The 20,186-nt window shown below is 45.4% G+C and carries 15 protein-coding genes; 8 read left to right on the forward strand and 7 right to left on the reverse strand.

Translation table 11 applies throughout. The features are described from left to right. The first annotated feature begins 103 nt into the window (after positions 1 to 103). From hemB to polA, 3 genes are all read left to right on the forward strand, one after another. The gene (gene hemB, locus R2S67_RS16625) at positions 104 to 1,165 is read left to right on the forward strand and encodes a porphobilinogen synthase (protein ID WP_167427120.1); all 1,062 of its coding nucleotides are present in this window, start codon (positions 104 to 106) and stop codon (positions 1,163 to 1,165) included. A gap of 127 nt (positions 1,166 to 1,292) precedes the next feature. After that, positions 1,293 to 1,727: a GNAT family N-acetyltransferase gene (locus R2S67_RS16630; RefSeq protein WP_012841227.1), complete on the forward strand. Its 435-nt coding sequence runs from the start codon at positions 1,293 to 1,295 to the stop codon at positions 1,725 to 1,727. 620 nt (positions 1,728 to 2,347) lie between these two features. Then, positions 2,348 to 5,134 (forward strand): DNA polymerase I, encoded by a 2,787-nt coding sequence (polA, locus tag R2S67_RS16635; RefSeq protein WP_317345818.1) that lies wholly within the window; start codon positions 2,348 to 2,350, stop codon positions 5,132 to 5,134. 748 nt (positions 5,135 to 5,882) lie between these two features. On the opposite strand, the gene yihA is transcribed toward polA, so the two are convergent. Beyond that, positions 5,883 to 6,542 (reverse strand): ribosome biogenesis GTP-binding protein YihA/YsxC, encoded by a 660-nt coding sequence (gene yihA / locus R2S67_RS16640; protein WP_005394452.1) that lies wholly within the window; start codon positions 6,540 to 6,542, stop codon positions 5,883 to 5,885. Positions 6,543 to 6,701: 159 nt separating this feature from the next. On the opposite strand from yihA, the gene R2S67_RS16645 reads away from it, so the two are divergent. From R2S67_RS16645 to hemN, 5 genes are all read left to right on the forward strand, one after another. After that, positions 6,702 to 7,319 (forward strand): c-type cytochrome, encoded by a 618-nt coding sequence (locus tag R2S67_RS16645; RefSeq protein ID WP_005379248.1) that lies wholly within the window; start codon positions 6,702 to 6,704, stop codon positions 7,317 to 7,319. 839 nt (positions 7,320 to 8,158) lie between these two features. Next, positions 8,159 to 8,797 (forward strand): class I SAM-dependent methyltransferase, encoded by a 639-nt coding sequence (locus R2S67_RS16650; protein WP_193448012.1) that lies wholly within the window; start codon positions 8,159 to 8,161, stop codon positions 8,795 to 8,797. Further along, positions 8,797 to 9,339: a Der GTPase-activating protein YihI gene (gene yihI / locus R2S67_RS16655; RefSeq protein ID WP_005394455.1), complete on the forward strand. Its 543-nt coding sequence runs from the start codon at positions 8,797 to 8,799 to the stop codon at positions 9,337 to 9,339. Before R2S67_RS16650 ends, yihI begins: the two co-directional genes overlap by 1 nt. A 7-nt stretch (positions 9,340 to 9,346) precedes the next feature. Then, a complete protein-coding gene (locus R2S67_RS16660; protein WP_005379254.1) occupies positions 9,347 to 9,835 on the forward strand; it encodes a DUF2489 domain-containing protein in 489 nt (162 codons plus the stop codon). A gap of 184 nt (positions 9,836 to 10,019) precedes the next feature. Then, a complete protein-coding gene (hemN, locus tag R2S67_RS16665; RefSeq protein WP_317345822.1) occupies positions 10,020 to 11,411 on the forward strand; it encodes an oxygen-independent coproporphyrinogen III oxidase in 1,392 nt (463 codons plus the stop codon). A 69-nt stretch (positions 11,412 to 11,480) separates the two neighbouring features. On the opposite strand, the gene add is transcribed toward hemN, so the two are convergent. The 6 genes from add to glnA all read right to left on the reverse strand — a co-directional run bounded on the left by add (position 11,481) and on the right by glnA (position 20,109). Next, positions 11,481 to 12,485, reverse strand: coding sequence for an adenosine deaminase (add, locus tag R2S67_RS16670; RefSeq protein WP_005395038.1), 1,005 nt, complete (start codon positions 12,483 to 12,485; stop codon positions 11,481 to 11,483). Positions 12,486 to 12,632: 147 nt separating this feature from the next. After that, positions 12,633 to 15,179, reverse strand: coding sequence for an EAL domain-containing protein (locus R2S67_RS16675; protein ID WP_317345824.1), 2,547 nt, complete (start codon positions 15,177 to 15,179; stop codon positions 12,633 to 12,635). Between the two features lie 102 nt (positions 15,180 to 15,281). Further along, a complete protein-coding gene (gene glnG, locus R2S67_RS16680; RefSeq protein WP_046874154.1) occupies positions 15,282 to 16,685 on the reverse strand; it encodes a nitrogen regulation protein NR(I) in 1,404 nt (467 codons plus the stop codon). 57 nt (positions 16,686 to 16,742) lie between these two features. Further along, complete coding sequence (gene glnL / locus R2S67_RS16685) at positions 16,743 to 17,789, reverse strand: nitrogen regulation protein NR(II) (RefSeq protein ID WP_012841226.1); 1,047 nt, start codon at positions 17,787 to 17,789, stop codon at positions 16,743 to 16,745. A gap of 132 nt (positions 17,790 to 17,921) precedes the next feature. Next, entirely contained in the window at positions 17,922 to 18,503 is a 582-nt protein-coding gene (locus tag R2S67_RS16690; protein WP_047009386.1) for a DUF4124 domain-containing protein, read from the reverse strand. A gap of 196 nt (positions 18,504 to 18,699) precedes the next feature. Then, positions 18,700 to 20,109, reverse strand: a complete 1,410-nt coding sequence (gene glnA, locus R2S67_RS16695) for a glutamate--ammonia ligase (protein WP_005395023.1) — start codon at positions 20,107 to 20,109, stop codon at positions 18,700 to 18,702. Between the last annotated feature and the right edge of the window lie 77 nt (positions 20,110 to 20,186).

The following is a 20,186-nucleotide window of genomic DNA, read 5'->3' on the forward strand; positions in this document are numbered from 1 at the left end:
ATTACCTTTTTCCAGATTGTCACTCGCAACATGCATCAAGAGTGATATGATTTTGTTCACCAGATGATTTGATCATCATAACCGTCCAGACAAGGAGAAAATGGTGTCTGTATCAATTCAAGGTCCATTCCCTGCACGCCGTATGCGTCGTTTACGTAAGCACGATTTTAGTCGTCGTTTGATGGCTGAGAACCAACTTTCTGTTAATGATCTGATTTACCCAATGTTCATTCTTATGGGTAAAGGTCGTCGTGAGAGCGTGGAGTCCATGCCGGGTGTAGAGCGTTTGTCGATTGATTTAATGCTAGAAGAAGCGCAATACCTTGCAAATCTAGGCGTTCCAGCAATCGCGCTTTTCCCTGTCGTAAACCAAGACGCTAAAAGCTTATGTGCTACTGAAGCCTACAACCCAGAAGGTTTGGTCCAGCGAGCAGTACGTGCGCTTAAAGAACATATTCCTCAAATCGGTGTGATCACAGACGTGGCACTTGACCCATTCACGACGCACGGCCAAGACGGCATCATCGATGAAGATGGCTACGTAATGAATGATGAAACCACGGAAGTACTGGTTAAGCAGGCTTTGTCTCACGCTGAAGCGGGTGCTGACGTCGTCGCGCCTTCAGACATGATGGATGGCCGTATTGGTAAGATCCGCGAAGCATTAGAAAATGCGGGCTACATTCATACACAAATCATGGCTTACTCGGCTAAGTACGCGTCGAACTACTACGGACCATTCCGTGATGCGGTTGGCTCTTCTTCAAATCTAAAAGGCGGCAACAAGAAAAACTACCAAATGGACCCAGCAAACATTGACGAAGCGATCCATGAAGTGGCGCTAGACATCAATGAAGGTGCGGACATGGTGATGGTTAAACCTGGTATGCCATACTTAGATGTAGTTCGCCGAGTTAAAACCGAACTTCAGGTACCGACGTTTGCGTATCAGGTGTCTGGTGAGTACGCGATGCATAAAGCGGCGATCATGAATGGCTGGCTCAAAGAGCGCGAAATTGTGATGGAATCACTACTGTGCTTCAAACGTGCAGGTGCTGACGGCATCTTAACGTACTTTGCGAAAGATGTGGCTGAGTGGTTGGCAGAAGAGAATGCACAAACTGCTCAACACCTAAATCGTACTCCGGAAGCGACTGAAGAGTAATTATCGCTCAGTGAGAAACACCAGACCAACAAGAGTTGTTCGTCTGTATATACCCAAGTAACCTCAGGCGGATTACAACAGTAACAATCCAAGGTGCTTGGGTATTTTTATTTTGGAGAAGAGAACAATGACAATGCTGATTCGTGAAGGCACATTGGAAGAAGCACTTCAAGTTGTGGCACGTGTTACCGAATTTTCGAAAGGAGAAACGGTAGACTCCATGACTCAACGTTTAGAAGAGAAAAACAGTTTAATCCTCGTTGCAGAAAAAAATGGCACGATTGTCGGCTTCAAAATAGGTTACGAATTAGAGGATGGTGTTTTCTATAGCTGGTTAGGTGGTGTAGTTCCTGAGGCTCGAAATGAAGGCGTGGCACAATTACTTTTGGAAGCACAAGAAGATTGGGCGGCTGAGCAAGGCTATAACACGTTAAAAGTGAAATCTCGAAATCAGTTTCCTGCTATGCTTCGATTGTTATTGAGAAATGGGTATATCATTGAAAAATTTGAAGAAAAAATTAATCTTCGTGAATCTCGAGTTCATTTCATTAAAGCGATGTGAAAATAAATGAGATTTTTTCTCATTTAACTGTTGACTACGAAATGATAATCATTATTATTAAACCTGTCTTAGGGAATGAGGAAGAGTTCACAAGGACGTTGAATGACTTATTAACAGAAGTTGATTAACTGAAAGTTGAGAAGTGATGAAACATTTTTCCGAGAACTTGCACGAATTCTTTTTGACACGACATTGCTCACATTGCTTCCAGTGTAATTTATAGCTTCTTGGTTAAGCTGCTCTATTTACAGAATTTGCTTTACCACTTCTGCTAGGCGACCCCATTCGGGTCGCTTTTTTCTTTTCTACGATTTCTATTTGACGTCACTATTCGTATTTTTTCCACACACGATGATCATTTAAGGATCGTTGATCTTCTCGCCGTTTTATAAAATAAATACTTAAAAACAATAACTTACCGTATGTGTTTTTTGTGTTTTCTATCATTGGATAACCAGTGGATAATTTCTATAAACAGAGTTATCCACAGGGTGAGGTTATCTTCGTGAATAAAATCGAAAAATTTACGCGACCTAGATCGAGCGAACAAGATAGATTCGGATCAGCAGTCATGGCATCCTAGGCAGATCTCTCAAGTACTGAATTGGATACAGACAATTATGGCAAGTATTCCTGAAAATCCGTTGATCCTTATCGACGGCTCTTCTTACCTATATCGCGCTTTTCACGCCTACCCGGGCACCATGAGCAATGGTGAAATTCCAACTAATGCCGTTTACGGTGTCGTGAACATGTTACGCAGCATGATGCGTCAGTTTGCGTCTGAGCGCATCGCGGTGGTTTTCGATGCGAAGGGAAAAACCTTCCGTGATGATATGTATGCAGAATACAAAGCTAATCGTCCGCCAATGCCGGATGATCTGCGTTGTCAAATTGAACCATTGCACAATGTTATTCGCGCGATGGGTTTACCACTGATCTGTGTTCCTGGTGTCGAAGCGGATGACGTCATTGGTACGTTGGCGCATCAAGCATCACAAAAGGGCATGCCTGTATTGATCAGTACTGGTGATAAAGACATGGCGCAGTTGGTGGATGATAATATTACCCTGATCAACACCATGACGAACGTCGTGATGGATCGTGAAGGTGTGGTTGAAAAGTTTGGCATTCCACCTGAGTTAATCATCGACTACCTAGCGCTGATGGGCGATAAAGTAGATAACATCCCTGGTGTACCAGGCGTGGGTGACAAAACAGCGACCGCACTACTGCAAGGTATTGGCGGTCTGACTAAGCTGTATGAAAATCTCGATGACATTGCTGCGCTCGGTTTCCGTGGTTCTAAAACCATGGCGAAGAAGCTCATCGATAACAAAGAAAATGCCATGCTGTCGTACGAGCTCGCGACCATTAAATTGGATGTTGAACTTGAAGAAACGCCAGAGTCACTGCTGAAAGCGGAACCAAATAAAGACGAACTAGTGAAGTTGTATGGTCAACTGACGTTTAAATCTTGGTTGAACGAGCTACTTGAAGGTGGTTCTGGGTCGGTAGAAGCTGTTGAGCTTGCTGGCTCTGCTCAAGCCTCAGCTTCTCATGCCGAGATGGAAACTTCCGCAGTGACAATCGACCGCAGCCAATATGAAACGATTCTGGATGAAGAGACCTTCAATGCGTGGCTAGACAAACTTCAAACGGCCGAGTTGTTTGCGTTTGATACGGAAACCGACAACCTAGATTACATGCTAGCGAACCTAGTTGGTTTGTCATTTGCTGTCGATGAAGGTATTGCCGCTTATGTGCCTGTTGCACATGACTACCTAGATGCACCTGAACAGCTTGATCGTGATTGGGTTCTAGAACAGCTTAAGCCAATTCTTGAAGACGCAGCGAAAGCAAAAGTTGGTCAAAACTTAAAGTATGATGCGTCTGTATTGGCTCGTTATGATATTGAGCTAAAAGGTATCAAGCACGACACGATGTTGGAATCGTACATTTACAACAGTGTCGGCGGTAAACACGATATGGACAGCTTGGCGCTGCGCTTCCTACAGCATCGTTGCATTTCTTTTGAGCAAATTGCAGGTAAAGGCAAAAATCAGCTTACGTTTAACCAAATCGAGTTGGAACAAGCATCGCCATACGCGGCAGAAGATGCGGATGTGACCCTTCGTCTGCACAATCGCTTGTTTGCGAATATCGAGCAGGATGAAAGCCTGAAGACAGTGTACGAAGAGATTGAAATGCCGTTGGTGCCAGTTCTTTCGCGCATTGAACGCACCGGGGTCTTTATTGACGAAATGAAGCTGAGTGCGCAGTCGGTCGAGATTACCGCTCGCCTTGATGAGCTTGAAAAGAAAGCGTATGAAATTGCAGAGCAAGAGTTCAACATGAACTCGCCAAAGCAATTACAAGCCATCCTATTTGAAAAAATGGGGTTACCGGTGGTGAAGAAAACGCCATCAGGTACACCATCGACGAATGAAGAAGTGCTACAAGAGCTTGCCTTAGATTACCCACTGCCAAAATTGATTTTGGAATATCGCGGTTTGGCGAAGCTTAAATCGACGTACACGGACAAGCTGCCGAAGATGATCAACCCAACAACAGGGCGTGTGCATACTTCTTACCATCAAGCAGTAACCGCAACAGGTCGTCTATCTTCTACCGATCCGAACTTACAAAACATTCCAATTCGTAACGAAGCCGGCCGTCGTATTCGCCAAGCGTTTGTCGCACCATCTGGGCATAAGATCTTAGCGGTCGACTACTCGCAAATCGAACTGCGCATCATGGCTCACCTTTCTGGCGACCAAGCGTTATTAGATGCCTTCCGTGATGGTAAAGACATTCACGCGGCAACTGCGGCAGAAATTATGGGTCTGGATATTGAACAAGTATCCAGTGAGCAGCGTCGCCGTGCTAAAGCCGTTAACTTCGGGCTTATCTATGGCATGAGTGCATTTGGTTTGGCGAAGCAGCTTGGTATCCCTCGCGGCGAAGCACAAGCCTACATGGATAAATACTTTGAGCGTTACCCTGGCGTTATGCAGTACATGGAAGACACGCGCAGCACGGCTGCAGATAAGGGCTATGTTGAAACGATTTTTGGTCGACGTTTGCATTTACCAGAAATCAAATCGCGCAACGGTATGCGTCGTAAAGCTGCTGAACGTGCGGCAATCAACGCACCGATGCAAGGTACAGCTGCGGACATCATTAAGAAAGCGATGCTGTTGGTTGATCAGTGGATTCAGGAAGAAGGCAATGGTCGTGTGAAGTTGTTAATGCAAGTACACGATGAATTGGTCTTTGAAGTTGAAGAGTCATCATTGTCCGAAATTGAAAGTAAAGTACAGAAATTGATGGAATCTGCAGCAGAGCTAAAAGTACCGTTGGTTGCAGAAGCAGGGCACGGTGACAACTGGGATCAAGCTCATTAGTCACTTTTAGACCAAAATAACCAATTAATTATGAGCCAGCGCACAAACGCTGGCTTTTTTTTGCGATTAAAAAAGCTAGCGCAAAGTTAACTTTGATGTTGCTTAATAAAAATTTCATGAAAAAAAACTACAAAAATTCTTTGCAATTCTGACCAATTGTTGTACATTAATACTCGTAGGGTACAGAGGTAAGATGTTCTATCTTTCAGACCTTTTGTTTCACGTTATTGGATTAGGCTGATTCAGCCGCCCCAGTCAGCTTTTGACTGGGGCGTTTTTTATTGGGCGAAAGAAAATTTTTCTTTTTGTTCAATGTGTTGGGTTGGTAACGACTTGTCTTTATATTTCTCCCACCTTTAACCTATTGTCTACACTCCAATTTTCTTCAAAAACTCGCAAACTATTCAGTCTGTAAATTTATGCCAATCACACTATGATTTTTTCTTGAAGGAAACTAAGTTGACGTGGAAGTGGGGAGGTTTCTGTCTAACTTGTTGAATTGTATTTTCTTTATTAGTTATGGCTGTGAGTTGATTAAGCGAAAGCTAAAGTTAGGCGGCTTTTTAAGCTATTGAAATCATCCGATAGTTCAGCAATGCTTCGTCTCATAACAATAATTACCAATTTTTCTCTCCCGTTATCCCTGCCAGGAAGGTGGGGATTTTTATTGCCTGTTATTTAGCTCAGATAAACAAAAGCCCCACCAAATGGTAGGGCCGTGTCGAAAAAATTTAACAAATATTGTTAATTATTCTTCGTCGCTTGCTGGGGTATCCAGTTCGCCTTCTTCTATCAGGTGTGCGAGCGCCGGTGCAAACCAGGTATCCAGTTTTGCGCGCAGCTGATCAACGCCTAATCCTTTAAGGGAAGAGAACACATCAACGGAAACGTCGCCACCGAAAGTTTCCACTTGCTTACGAACTTTCAGCAGGGTTTGTTTGCGTGCGCCACTTTTTAGTTTATCTGCTTTGGTTAGCAAAACTTGCACAGGAATGTGGCTGTCGATGGCCCAGAAAATCATTTGCTGGTCGAGATCTTTCATTGGATGACGAATGTCCATCAGAACCACTAAGCCTTTTAGGCACTCGCGTTTCTGTAAGTATTCACCCAAAGATTTCTGCCATTTGTTTTTCATCTCTACCGGTACTTGAGCAAAACCGTATCCAGGTAGATCGACAATGTGACAACCTTCTTCTACTTTGAAAAGGTTGATTAATTGCGTACGACCAGGTGTCTTTGATGTCTTGGCTAAGCTTTTTTGATTAGTTAGACGGTTAAGTGCACTCGATTTACCAGCGTTTGAGCGTCCTGCAAACGCAATTTCGACACCTTCGTCTTCCGGTAGGTGACGAATATCGGGTGCGCTGGTGATGAAATGCGTATTTTGGTAATGAATTTTTACGCTCACTGTTAACTCCATCTCGACTTTGTGTAGTCGATTGATTACTTTTTTGTGAAAATGTGTAAAATAACCGTGCTCGGCATAAGGTCGCCTATTGTACCATGAGTGTACGCGGTATGTTCACATTCCGTGGTACTGGAAGCTTGATAATTATAATGGAATGTCATGAAGAAATTAGCGCTAATTTTGAGTCTTTTAGCCAGTTGCTCAGTATGGGCCCAAGGTAATATTGAGGCTGGTAAAGCAAAATCACAAACCTGTGTCGCCTGTCACGGAGCAGATGGCAACAGTGCAATAACAACGTACCCGAAACTCGCAGGCCAACACGCTAAGTATCTTGAGAAGCAGTTAAAAGAACTTAAGCTAGGCATGACAAGTGGTGGTAAACAAGGTCGTTACGATCCTGTAATGAGTGGTATGGCAATGCCACTGAGCGATGAAGATATCGCAGACCTATCTGCTTACTACGCTTCGCTACCAGTTTCAGAAAACTCAACACCTGAAGATGTGGTAGCAAAAGGCAAAACGCTTTATACCGCTGGTGATGCCGAGCGTGGCCTAACCGCATGTATTGCATGTCATGGTCCTCGTGGCAATGGTACTGAGCTTTCAGGTTTCCCGAAAATTTCTGGTCAGCATGCTGACTACATCAAAGCTCAGCTAGAAAAATTCCGTGATGGCGACCGTGGTAATGATATGAATGCCATGATGCGCGACATCGCGAAGAAAATGACAGACGAAGATATCGAAGTGCTGTCTAAATACGTTGGCGGTCTGCACTAATATACCTAAATCGCTCAAGATCCTGCATCTTGAGGTGGTTGGGTAGATGTCCCTACATCGTTCGAGCAACTTGTACAAAAATGCCCTAGTGRATYCACTAGGGCATTTTTGTTCGTGACAGATATCACAGTCGAGTTTGGATGCGAAAGCGATAGTTGGCTCGGCAGTTTGTGAGACATTTGCCATACTTGATGTTGGCTTTTTCTTGTTAGTGTTTTTAAGTTTTTGATTAAATGATAATTTTGATATTTTTAGAAAATATGCGGATTATTTTTTCAACCCATTACTTGTGAGCATCGCAGGATGGCGTAAAGTAGAAGTCGTTCACAGGAGGTGAATGTAAGGATTTTAGACCACGGTTTAGGTCTCCAAGGATGTAGCTCGGATGCTTGGTGATTTAGAAAGGGATTTAGATAGGTAGGGAGCCTATCTGATAAGGATGGTCATCTCGTCTGACGGTTAAGACAGTGAAACGGATCAGGCACAGGAAGTTGCTCAGTAGACAGGAAGTAAACGGATAGCCAAAACTCATCAGGAAGATGAAAAACAACTCTTTTTGGCAGGGAAAGCTCGAAAAACAAAGGGAACATTGATGCACCAAATGCGTGCAACACAGTTTCGCCAATTGATGGCACTTAGAAAGCGACAGTCTGACTGTCGCTTTTTTTATATTCTTTTCCCTTGGTAAGTCGCAATCTGAATTACGATTACTGCACTTATTTACTTCGATGGGTTGTAAACAAAGTTTTTTAACAAAAATTGCTGAAAAAATACTCAGTAACACTCCAATCTGAGTTCACTTTCTGGTATGTTTCGCATCCCTGTTTGAGGAAGTCAGCATGCATACCTGTCCTTTATGCCAAAATCAGCGTACTCACCACTATTTTGAAGATAAGCGACGTGAATATCTTCAATGTGAGCAGTGCTGTTTGGTGTTTGTGAATCCAGACCAACGTTTGGATGCGGAAACCGAAAAAGCTCACTATGATTTGCATGAGAACAACCCTGAAGATTTAGGTTACCGACGCTTTTTGTCGCGTATTGCTGACCCGATCACAGAGCGAATTTCTCCACAATCAAATGGTATCGACTTTGGTTGTGGTCCTGGCCCAACGCTCTCCTTAATGCTGGAAGAGGCGGGGCACAACATGGCGTTGTACGACCTCTACTACCACCCTGATACGTCGGTTTTAGAAAAAACGTATGACTTCATGACAGCAACAGAGGTGATAGAGCACCTCTACCACCCAGATTTGGTGTGGAAGCAATGGTTGAATTTAGTTAAGCCAGGGGGCTGGATAGGCCTGATGACGAAAATGGTCATCGACGTGGAGGCTTTCAAATCATGGCATTATAAGAACGATCTCACTCATGTAGTGTTCTTTAGTCGTGACACGTTCCAGTTCCTAGCAGAGCGGGATAAGCTCGAACTCGAATTTATTGGTAATGATGTAATTTTACTGAGGAAACCCCAGTAATGAGCCGTAGTAAAAAATCTAGAAAGCCAGGTGCCGCTGGCGCACCTGAGTTTGTTGTAACTCGTAACCGTACAGAATCTGATGTGGAAGGCCGCCTACGCAAGCGTGCTAAAAAGCGCAAAGGCTTGAAAACGGGTAACCGTAACTCAGAGGTTAATGAGCAGAAAAAGCAAGCTGCTGCACAAAACCGCGACCCGCGTTTAGGCAGCAAAAAGAAAATTCCTCTGGTTGTTGAGCCTGCGAAGAAAATGACGAAGCAAGAGCGTCGTTTGTCGGCAGAGCAAGAACTAGAGATGCTAGAAAATGACGCGCAATTGAACGTGTTGCTAGACCGTATTGAAGCGGGTGAAAACCTAGGCACAGGTCTACAGAAATACGTCGATGAGAAGCTCGACCGCATTGAGAAGCTAATGGACCAACTAGGTTTGTTGGAACCTGAAGAAGAGGAAGACTTCACTGCTCCTGCTGAGAAAAGCACGCGCAATGATGATGACTTGCTGGCAGATTTCGACGACATTAACTTCGACGACTACAAAGGATAATTAAGCTATGAATGTAACCTTATTAGCTATTGCTGGTGTTGTGATTATCATCGCACTTGCTTCTTATGCAGGTTACCTTCTGCTTCAATTGAAAAAGCAAAAGGAATTGCAGCTAAAGCATCAAAAATTGGCGATAGATAAACGTAACGCCAACATTTTTGAGAATGTGCATACCTTGTGTCAGGCGGGTATTCAAGGCCAATGCGATTTATCTGAAATCAGTATTCGTGTGTATAACATCATGGATTATGTACAAGGTGAAGACCGTGTCGATTTTGATAAAACGTACCCTGCAATTTCTGAGCTTTACCATATCGTGAAAGATATGGCGCGTGGTGAAGAACGCCAACAACTTGCCAAGAAAGAGCGTATGCAACAGAACTTGACGCGTCATAAAGCGGAAAGCCGCCTCACTGATGCGATCATTGAGGAGCTCAAAGTGTTGCAGAAAAACGTCCAGCCACTGAATAATCAAATCAATATTCAGATGATTTAATAGTTATCCCCAATGGTTTCCTTATGACTGCTGGGGGTATCGTGATCACGCTAGCACTTCTTTAGTTTTATAATTAAAAAGCCAGTCGGCGTTGCCACGCTTGTCATCGTCGTATGGCAAAATAGCGGCTCTGAATATCGGGTGACGGTTTTCGTTGCCCTAGCATTTAACGGAAAGTACCACCATGTCGAATCAACACACTGAATCGAAGCAGCAAATCGTCTGGGATCAAGCGGTATTGGATAAGTACAACTATTCCGGTCCTCGCTACACGTCGTACCCAACGGCGCTGGAGTTCCATGAAGCGTTCACCATTTCTGATTATGATATGGCATGCACTCAGTACCCAGACCGCCCATTATCGCTGTACGTGCACATTCCGTTCTGTCACAAGCTTTGTTACTACTGTGGTTGTAATAAAGTCATTACGCGCCACTCGCACAAAGCGGACGAATACCTCGATGTGCTTGAGCATGAGATTCGTCAACGTGCAGCCTTATTGGTGGGCAGAACGGTCACGCAATTGCACTTTGGTGGTGGTACGCCAACGTTCCTTTCTGAAAAGCAAATTACACGCGTAATGAGCCTGTTGCGCCAAGAGTTTACCTTTAGCAGTGATGCTGAAATCAGTATCGAAGTTGACCCGCGTGAAATTCAGATCACCATGCTGGATCACCTGCGTAGCGAAGGCTTTAACCGCTTGAGCATCGGTGTTCAGGACTTCAACAAAGAAGTGCAAAAACTGGTGAACCGTGAGCAAGATGAAGAGTTCATCTTTGCGATGGTTGCGCGCGCAAAAGAGTTGGGTTTCCGTTCGACAAACCTAGATCTGATCTACGGCTTGCCAAAGCAAACCAAAGCCTCTTTTGCCAAGACGTTAGAACAAGTACTGGAAATGCAGCCGGGCCGTCTATCCGTGTTTAACTACGCGCACATGCCACAGCTATTTGCAGCGCAGCGTAAGATTAAAGACGAAGATCTGCCTAAAGCAGAAGAGAAGATGGCGATTCTGCAAGATACCATCGCGACACTGACTGGCGCTGGCTATCAATTTATCGGCATGGATCACTTTGCTTTGCCGGACGATGAGCTTGCCGTTGCCCAGCGCGAAGGTATTTTGCATCGCAACTTCCAAGGCTACACCACACAAGGTGAATGTGACTTGGTTGGCTTTGGGGTCTCTGCAATTTCGATGATTGGCGATGCGTACGCGCAAAACCAGAAAGAGCTGAAGAAATACTACGCTCAAGTCAACGAACTTCGTCACGCACTGTGGAAAGGGGTCTCGCTGGACTCTGATGATTTGCTCCGTCGCGAAGTGATCAAGCAGCTGATTTGTAATTTTAAACTAGACAAGAAAGCGATCGAGTCTGAGTTTAAAGTGAAGTTTGATCAGTACTTTAAAGAAGACTTGCAGCTACTTCAGACCTTCATCAACGATGAGCTGGTGGAAGTGGATAACAATGAAATTCGTGTGACGCTGCGAGGTCGTTTGCTGATTCGTAATATTTGTATGAGCTTCGATAAGTACCTGCGAGCGAAGGCGCGTCAGCAACAATTCTCTCGTGTTATCTAATCATAGACGCCGATTCAAGATATAAAAAATGCCAGCAGATGCTGGCATTTTTTTATGTTTTCGCTGGATTTAAGCGCGATCTTTTACTTTTGCTTTCAGTTCCGCTTTTTCTGCTTCTGAAAGGAACGCAATCTCAAGGCCATTGATTTGTGCTTGGCGAATCTGGTCTTGGCTCAGACCAGCTGCTGGTGCCGCTACTTCGTATTCGTATGGCAGTTCGATGCCTTCTACCGCTGGATCGTCAGTGTTCAGACACGCAAGAACGCCATGCTCTAGGAACTGTTTGAGAGGGTGGTTTTCTAACGTTTCTACCGTGCTTGTTTGGTAGTTTGATGTTAGGCAAGACTCAATACCAATGCGGTTTTCTGCTAGGTAATCCATCAGTTTTGGATCGTGGATCGCTTTTACGCCGTGACCGATACGAGTTGCGCCCAGCTCATTGATTGCTTGCCACATGCTCTCTGCACCTGCTGCTTCACCAGCATGAACCGTTACCCCAAGGCCAGCGTCGCGTACTTGTTTGAAGTGAGACACAAAGCGATCGCCCGGTTGGCCCAGTTCGTCACCCGCCAAGTCGACGGCAACGATGTGATCTTTTTGGCTCAGAATGCCGTCCAGTTCTTGTTGGCATGCGTCGGTGCCAAATGTGCGACTCATGATGCCGATCAGGTTGGCTTTCACGCCAAAATCGCGCATACCCGCTTGCACACCGTCCACGACTGCTTCAACAACACCCGCTACTGGTAACTTGTGTTTCATTGCCATGTAGTATGGTGAGAAACGCAGTTCAGCGTAATCGATTTGAGCGTTTAGTGCGTCTTCTACGTTTTCGTACGCCACACGACGACATGCATCTAGGTCGCCCAGTACCGCAACACCCCAGTCGAGCTTAGAAAGGAAAGCAACAAGAGAGGGTTCCGCTTCGACAATTTGAACGTGAGGAGTTAGGGACTCAATATCGTACGCTGGCAGAGCAATACCAAATTTTTGGCCAAGCTCAAGAATCGTTTTAGTACGAATGTTACCGTCGAGGTGGCGGTGCAAATCAGTAAGAGGAAGGTTCTTCGTTATCATTATGTCGATCCGGATAGTTATGAACTGGAACAGGGCCCAAACATCATCTGTGACAATACATGGGTAAGATTTGCAGTTAAGTATAAATAACAGTTAGGTAGATTGTCAGTAGAGGATGACTAGGAAATCAACGATTCTCGCTCTTTTCTACTTCATGTTAACCAAATGTGTTGGCCACTCTTCTAGCGGCATTGGACGACTGTAATAGAAGCCTTGCACTTGGTTGCAGCCTAAAGAGCGCAGTAATTGTGCTTGATTGCTATCCTCTACGCCTTCTGCGACGACATTGGTTTTGAGGCCCGCGGTGATATTGATGACCGCAGCAACGACCGAACTGTCTAAGTTTTCTTGCGTGAGTTGATTGATGAAGGTGCGATCAATCTTCAAACAAGTAAATGGCAGTGAGTGAAGATAACCCAGTGATGAGTAACCGGTACCGAAATCATCGATCGCGATACCAATCCCCATATCACGCAGTTTGGTCATATTTTCCAGTGTGGTTGGTGCGCTATCAATAATGCGCGACTCGGTGATCTCCAGTGTTAGGTTACTGGCGGGTAATTTTGTGATATCCAATACGTTGGTCACTGTATCGACAAAATCAGGGCAGGACAGTTGATTAACGGAGATGTTCACATGCAGTTGGAAGTCTGATGGCCACTGATTACTTTGAATGGCTTGGTATGTATCGCGGCAAGCTTGTAACAGAATTTGTTGGCCAATGGCTTTGATCATGCCGCTTTCTTCTGCGATTGGAATAAAATCTAATGGTGACACCATTCCTGAGTCACTGTGCCAGCGCGCCAGCGCTTCTGCGCCACACACATTACCACTAGCGAGATCCACAATAGGTTGATAATGAGGGACAAATTCTTGGTTTTCGATGCCAGTTTGAATCTTAGTCAGCATTTGGGTGCGGAACTTTGAAGCGCTTGCCAGTTCAGGGCTGTAATGACAGACACCGGTCAGTGAGTCTTGCTTGGCGTAGCTTAATGCGATGCTGGCGTTGCGAAGCCACAGCGGCATGGTTTCATTTGGTTGGGTTTGCACAATGCCAAGTGAAATCTTCATCACTACATTCTCACCTTCCACCATAAATGGGGTGGAAAAGAGTTGCTGTAATCGACGCTCGGTTTGTTTAACTTGGGCTTCAGTATCGTCGTTTGAGAGAAACACTGCGAACTCATCACCACCAATCCGAGCCAGTAACGCGTTATCACTAAACTCTTGTTTTAGCCTTTCTGCGATGCTGACCAACAGTTGATCACCGTTATGATGACCCACACTGTCGTTGATATCTCTAAATTTGTTGATACCAAGTAAAAATAAACTGCCGTGGCACAGGTGAGATTGGTTCTCACAGATTTCGACCAAGCCCTGACGACTGTATAAGCGTGTCAGAGAGTCATAAACCAACTGTTCACGCAACGCTTTAAATGAGGCTCTGAGGTTACTCGTCATCTCATTAAAGGCATGCACAAGTACCGTTGTCTCATACACATAACCAGGTTTTGGCATACTGCTGTCCCAATCGCCATTCGCAAGGTGTTGGGCGGCGTCGGCAGTCGCGTTAATCGGTCTGGTGACTCGGTTGAAAATGATCCAACTGATGGCGATACCAAATAAGCTGACGATAAACCCGACCAGCCAACTCTTTTGTTGGCTTTTCGGCAATGTACCCAGCAACTCGGATTCAGATATAGAGGTGCCAATAAACCATGTTAAACCGTTTTGATCTCGGTATGGGGTTAGTCGGCTGAAAATACGTTGGCCGTCATGCTCAAATGAAAAGGTGTAAGGTTGTTTAGTATTGTTGAGATCAAACGACCGAACGCGGCTCGCACTGATTTTGATGATCGGATCTGCGTTTTCAGCCGCAAACAAACGCTGCCCTTTATCAGAAAACTTTGTACCCCATGAGATGACGCTTCCCGGGCCTGAGTGAGCGATTAAACGATGCTCTGGGTCCATGATGTAGACCGAAGCTTTGGTGTTGTATTTTAACTCACGTAGAAATTCGTTAAATGTGTTGATGCGAATGTCTGTCACCAAAACGCCAGCAAATTGGTCGTGTTTATACACCGGTGTCATGGCTGACAGCGTAATATCCTGGCGTTCATCGGCATTCGTATAAATCTCAGACCACATAGAGGTTTGAGTCTCTGCGACGGGCGTATACCATGGACGAGTGCGAGGGTCGTATGGAGAGATAACCGTTCGAATGCTATTACTCACATGGTTGGTGCCATAAATAATCAGATCACCATCGGTATATCGATCTTGAACCATTAAGGTGTAATCGTCGGAAAGCTCGCGGCGGAACCCGGCAAAGTCACCGCTTTCTGAACCAAATGCGATGACATCCAACTGCGGTATCGATTGGTAAAGGTTTTTGAATGCACTCAGCAGGTAGCTTTGAATATCTGAGGTGTCGTGAGGGTGATAAAGGTTGTGATAGCTGACGTTATGCGCGAGAGCCATAACCGCAGTAAACGGCTTGCGCAGATAGCTATTAAGGTGGTCGTGGACACTTTCGGTTAACACGGAAAGTTGTTTGTCGCTGATATCTGTGACCACTTCTTCGTAGCTTTGTTTTTGGACGTAGACAATGACACCGATCGCCAGTAAGAAGATCATGACAAATGGAATGAGAACAGCGGTACGCAGTGTAATTTGAGTCGTAGCAGTAGACATTGCCTAATCACATAGATGGTGGTGCGCCACAATTGTACTGATATTTTTGTTAATATCGAGTGACAAACGACTCTCGTTGTTAACGCACCACGTAAGTGATTGTCAGTACAATTCTTTTAATTTTCTGGTAAGCGTGTTTCGCCCCCAGCCTAATACTTTAGCGGCATCTTGCTTGTGACCTTTAGTGTGCTCCAAAGCGGCCTCTAATAAAATGCGCTCAAATTCTGGTAAAGCATAAGAAAGCAGTTCTTTATCTCCTGCCGCGAGTGATTGACGTGCCCAATCCGCCAATTGTTCTTGCCAGCTGCCATGTTCAGAGTCCAAAATGGATTTTTTCTCTTCGAGCAGTTCGCTTGGTAAGTCGTTTGGCAATACCTCGCTACCACTGGCCATGACGGTTAACCAACGGCAAATATTCTCTAATTGACGCACGTTGCCCGGCCAATCAAGGCGGTTAAGAATTTCAACGGTCGACGGATGCAGAGTTTTGGTTTCGACCCCCAGCTCATCAGCCGCTCGGATAAGAAAATGCTGCGTAAGTTTTTCGATGTCCTGCTTACGTTCACGCAATGCCGGAATCTGCACTCGAATCACGTTCAAGCGATGGAATAAATCTTCACGGAAATCGCCTTCATGCACCAGCTTTTCTAAATTCTGGTGTGTTGCCGCGACAATCCTTACGTCGACGCTGATTGGGGAGTGACCGCCCACTCGATAAAACTGTCCGTCGGCCAGAACACGCAGCAAACGGGTTTGAATATCTAACGGCATGTCGCCGATTTCGTCTAAAAATAGGGTGCCGCCATTGGCTTGTTCGAATCGACCCTGACGAACATTGTTCGCCCCGGTAAATGCCCCTTTTTCATGACCAAACAACTCTGACTCAATCAGATCTTTGGGAATCGCCGCCATATTGAGTGCAATAAAAGGTTTGTTGGCGCGAGGACTATGGCGGTGCAACGCATGAGCAACGAGCTCTTTACCCGTGCCCGATTCACCGTTAATCAATACTGAAATTGAGGAGCGAGAAAGACGACCAATGGCGCGAAATACTTCTTGCATGGCTGGCGCTTCACCGATGATTTCTGGCGTTTCCGCGGGAATGTCTTCTGGAGAGAGTTGCTCACGTTTATTTTCGTGACTGTGTGCAATCGCTCGCTCAACTAACGTTAAGGTTTCATCGATATCAAAAGGTTTTGGTAAGTATTCAAAGGCACCTTTTTGGTACGCATTCACTGCCGCATCCAAATCTGAGTGGGCGGTCATGATAATCACGGGAAGGTCTGGGTAATCGCGCTGTACTTGTTTTAGCAGCTCTAATCCATCAATGCCCGGCATGCGAATGTCTGATACCAGCACATCTGGTACTTCGCGTTCGAGCGCCATCAAAACGCTTTCCCCATCGGCATAGGTTTCGCATTTTATGTTGGCAGAGGAGAGCGTTTTCTCCATCACCCAGCGAATGGAACTGTCGTCATCAACGACCCAAACATATCCTTTACTCATGTAGTAATCCTTGCAGCAAACCGAAAAACTGATGCGACTTGAAGTCCATTAGCGCAATCAGATCGGCAAATAAATAGTAAATGTTGTGTGACCAGGCCAGCTTTCTACGTCTATTTTTCCATTGTGCTGGTCGATCAAATTTTGTGAAATAGACAGCCCTAAGCCAGTTCCTCCCTCGCGGCCACTGACCATGGGATAGAACAGCGTGTCTTGTAATTCCGGTGGAATGCCTGGGCCGTTGTCTGTGATTTCGACACGCGCAGCGAGTTTACAGCGTTTACCGTGAATATTAGCTTGATGCACCGTTCTGGTGCGAATGGTGATTTTACCGTGTTCTTGATGGCTAAGAATTTGCGCTGCATTACTGACGATATTAAGCATCGCCTGTTCGATTTGGTCCGCATCCATCAAAATTTCTGGCAAGCTCGGGTCGTAATCGCGTTCAATCACGATTGAACGTTGCGATTCTAGTTCAACCAACTGGCGGACCTTTTCCAGAATTTGATGCAAGTTTTCTTGTGTCTTCTTACCTGGCTTTTGTGGCCCGAGTAATCGATCAACAAGCGCTCTTAAACGGTCGGCTTGCTCAATAATGATGTGCGTATACTCGGTGAGAGAGGGATCTGGCAGCATTTTTTCTAACAATTGCGCTGCACCACGTAATCCACCTAGCGGGTTTTTGATCTCATGTGCAAGCCCTCGGACTAACAGTTTCGCCGCTTGTTGTTGGGCGTGCTGGTTCAGTTCTTGAGAGAGTCGGCGCTGCTGATCAATTTTGCGCATCTCAACCAGAAGCATCAACTGCTTTTGCCAAGTGATTGGGCTAACTGTCACCTCTAGCATTAAGGGGCGGCCATCAACAACGAAAGTGACGTCACTGTCGGTGATGCTTTGGCCACTTTGCAATGGTTGAGTGAGCAGCGCGAGATCCAGCGACGCATGTTGAATCAATTGAGAAAGCGATTGTTCAACAATACGTTTCGCGCTTTGAGAAAACAGCAACTCGGCAGCCGGATTGGCATAACGGATAGCCAATCCATCATCAAGAATCAGCGTTGCTGTCACCATGTTGTTGAGAATGGCACTAGGAAGACTGGTATCCACATTACGTCCTTGTTTTGCTTTAAGATTGTGCGTTGCACAATAATGGTGCAATTGAACGTTAAGTATGGCGAATAAATCTCAGAAGAAAAAGTGAAAAGCACCGCAGTGATGCTATTTTTTTCACCAGATATTCTATTTTGCCCCTTTTACGGTCGGCTTAACACTTGCTCTATGTAAATGCACCGTTATAGGGCTAGTAGATGCAATAAGCTTGCCGCTTCTTTTCGCGTGCACGGCCAGTGTGTGGGTGCCTCGGTCAATATTGTTTAACTGCCACATCATATGGCTTTGTGGCGCACCATAAGGTTTTCCGTCGAGCAGCAGTTGCAACTGTTCGCCGATACCAAGCTTGCGATTGGTTTCCAGTTGAATATTGATGATGCCTCGGTTGCTGCGGATGGTTTCGTTATGTTGAGGAGTCAGCATCGAGAGCTTTAATGGGAGAGGTTTATCGGTTTTCTTTTCCGGCTTGTCTTGTGGCTCTTTCGATGGCTTGGTCTGAGGGGCGAGTGATTCCGTGCTTTCTACCTTAGGAGCGGGTGCGCTGGCTTCAAGGTTTGGCAGCGCGATGGCTTTTGCACCTTGGTTTGGCGTATCACTAAAATGAACCACGCCATTTTTATCTACCCATGTATAAGCAACCTGCGCTGATGCGATGGAGGCGATTAACAATCCGCTGAGAGCACATAGCGATGGAATAAGCTGAACTTTCATTGCTCACCTTCTTTTGATCGATGATTTCACGTTTCAATGGCTTAGCTCTTTGACCTACAAGGTAAAAAGTCCAAGCGTATTTTTATTATCCCCTCATGTTAAACGTCGAATCTTGACTGACGAATACAAAAAAGGCCCGCCTGCGAGGCGAGCCTAATATTTTGTTGCTGTGTTTACATTTTACACAGTGTCGACCTTATACAGAGTAGTAAAGTTCGAACTCAACTGGGTGAGTTGTCATGTTCACGCGCTCTACGTCCTGAGATTTTAGCTCGATGTAAGAGTCGATGAAGTCGTCAGAGAATACACCACCCGCTGTTAGGAATTCACGGTCAGCATCTAGCTCTGCTAGTGCGTCTTTCAGTGAGTATGCAACCGTTGGAATTTCTGCTGCTTCTTCTGCTGGTAGATCGTAAAGGTCTTTATCCATTGCTTCGCCTGGGTGGATCTTGTTCTTAATACCGTCAAGACCAGCCATTAGCATTGATGCAAAGCATAGGTATGGGTTAGCCGCTGGGTCACCAAAGCGAACTTCGATACGACGTGCTTTCGGGCTTGGTACCACAGGGATACGGATTGAAGCAGAGCGGTTACGTGCAGAGTAAGCAAGCATAACTGGCGCTTCGAAGCCTGGTACAAGACGTTTGTACGAGTTTGTTGATGGGTTAGCAAATGCGTTGATTGCACGAGCGTGTTTGATGATACCGCCAATGTAGTAAAGCGCCATTTCAGATAGACCGCCGTACTTGTCACCAGCAAATAGGTTTACACCATCTTTCGCTAGAGATTGGTGAACGTGCATACCGCTACCGTTGTCACCAACAAGTGGTTTAGGCATGAATGTTGCCGTTTTACCAAACGCGTGAGCAACGTTGTGTACAACGTACTTGTAGATTTGGATTTCGTCAGCTTTGGTTGTTAGCGTGTTGAAACGAGTTGCGATTTCGTTTTGACCCGCTGTTGCCACTTCGTGGTGGTGCGCTTCAACAACAAGACCCATCTCTTCCATTACTAGACACATAGCAGAACGGATATCTTGAGATGAATCCACTGGAGCTACAGGGAAGTAACCACCTTTAACGCCTGGACGGTGACCTTTGTTACCTTCTTCGTAATCAGAACCCGTGTTCCATGCTGCTTCTACGTCATCGATCTTGAAGAAAGAGCCTGACATGTCAGTCGCGAACTTCACGTCGTCAAATAGGAAGAATTCTGGCTCAGGACCGATAAGTACAGTATCTGCAACGCCAGTAGAGCGCATGAAGTCTTCAGCGCGTTTTGCGATAGAACGTGGGTCACGGTCGTAGCCTTGCATTGTTGCCGGCTCTAAGATGTCACAACGGATGTTTAGTGTTGCGTCTTCCGTGAATGGGTCAAGCACAGCAGAAGATGCGTCAGGCATCATTACCATGTCTGATTCGTTGATACCTTTCCAGCCAGCAACTGATGAACCATCGAACATTTTACCTTCTTCGAAGAAGTCTGCGTCGATTTGGTGAGCAGGGATCGAAATGTGCTGCTCTTTACCTTTTGTATCAGTGAAGCGTAGGTCAACAAACTTAACTTCGTTTTCTTGGATCAGCGATAGAACGTTTTCTACTGACATCTTGGATAACCTCCAGTGTTAATAAGCGGTAAAAGCTCGATTTATGAATTATTCATGAAACCTGGCATTGATTAATC

The sequence above is a fragment of the Vibrio sp. T13N genome, assembly GCF_032970445.1.
GTDB lineage: Bacteria > Pseudomonadota > Gammaproteobacteria > Enterobacterales > Vibrionaceae > Vibrio > Vibrio diabolicus.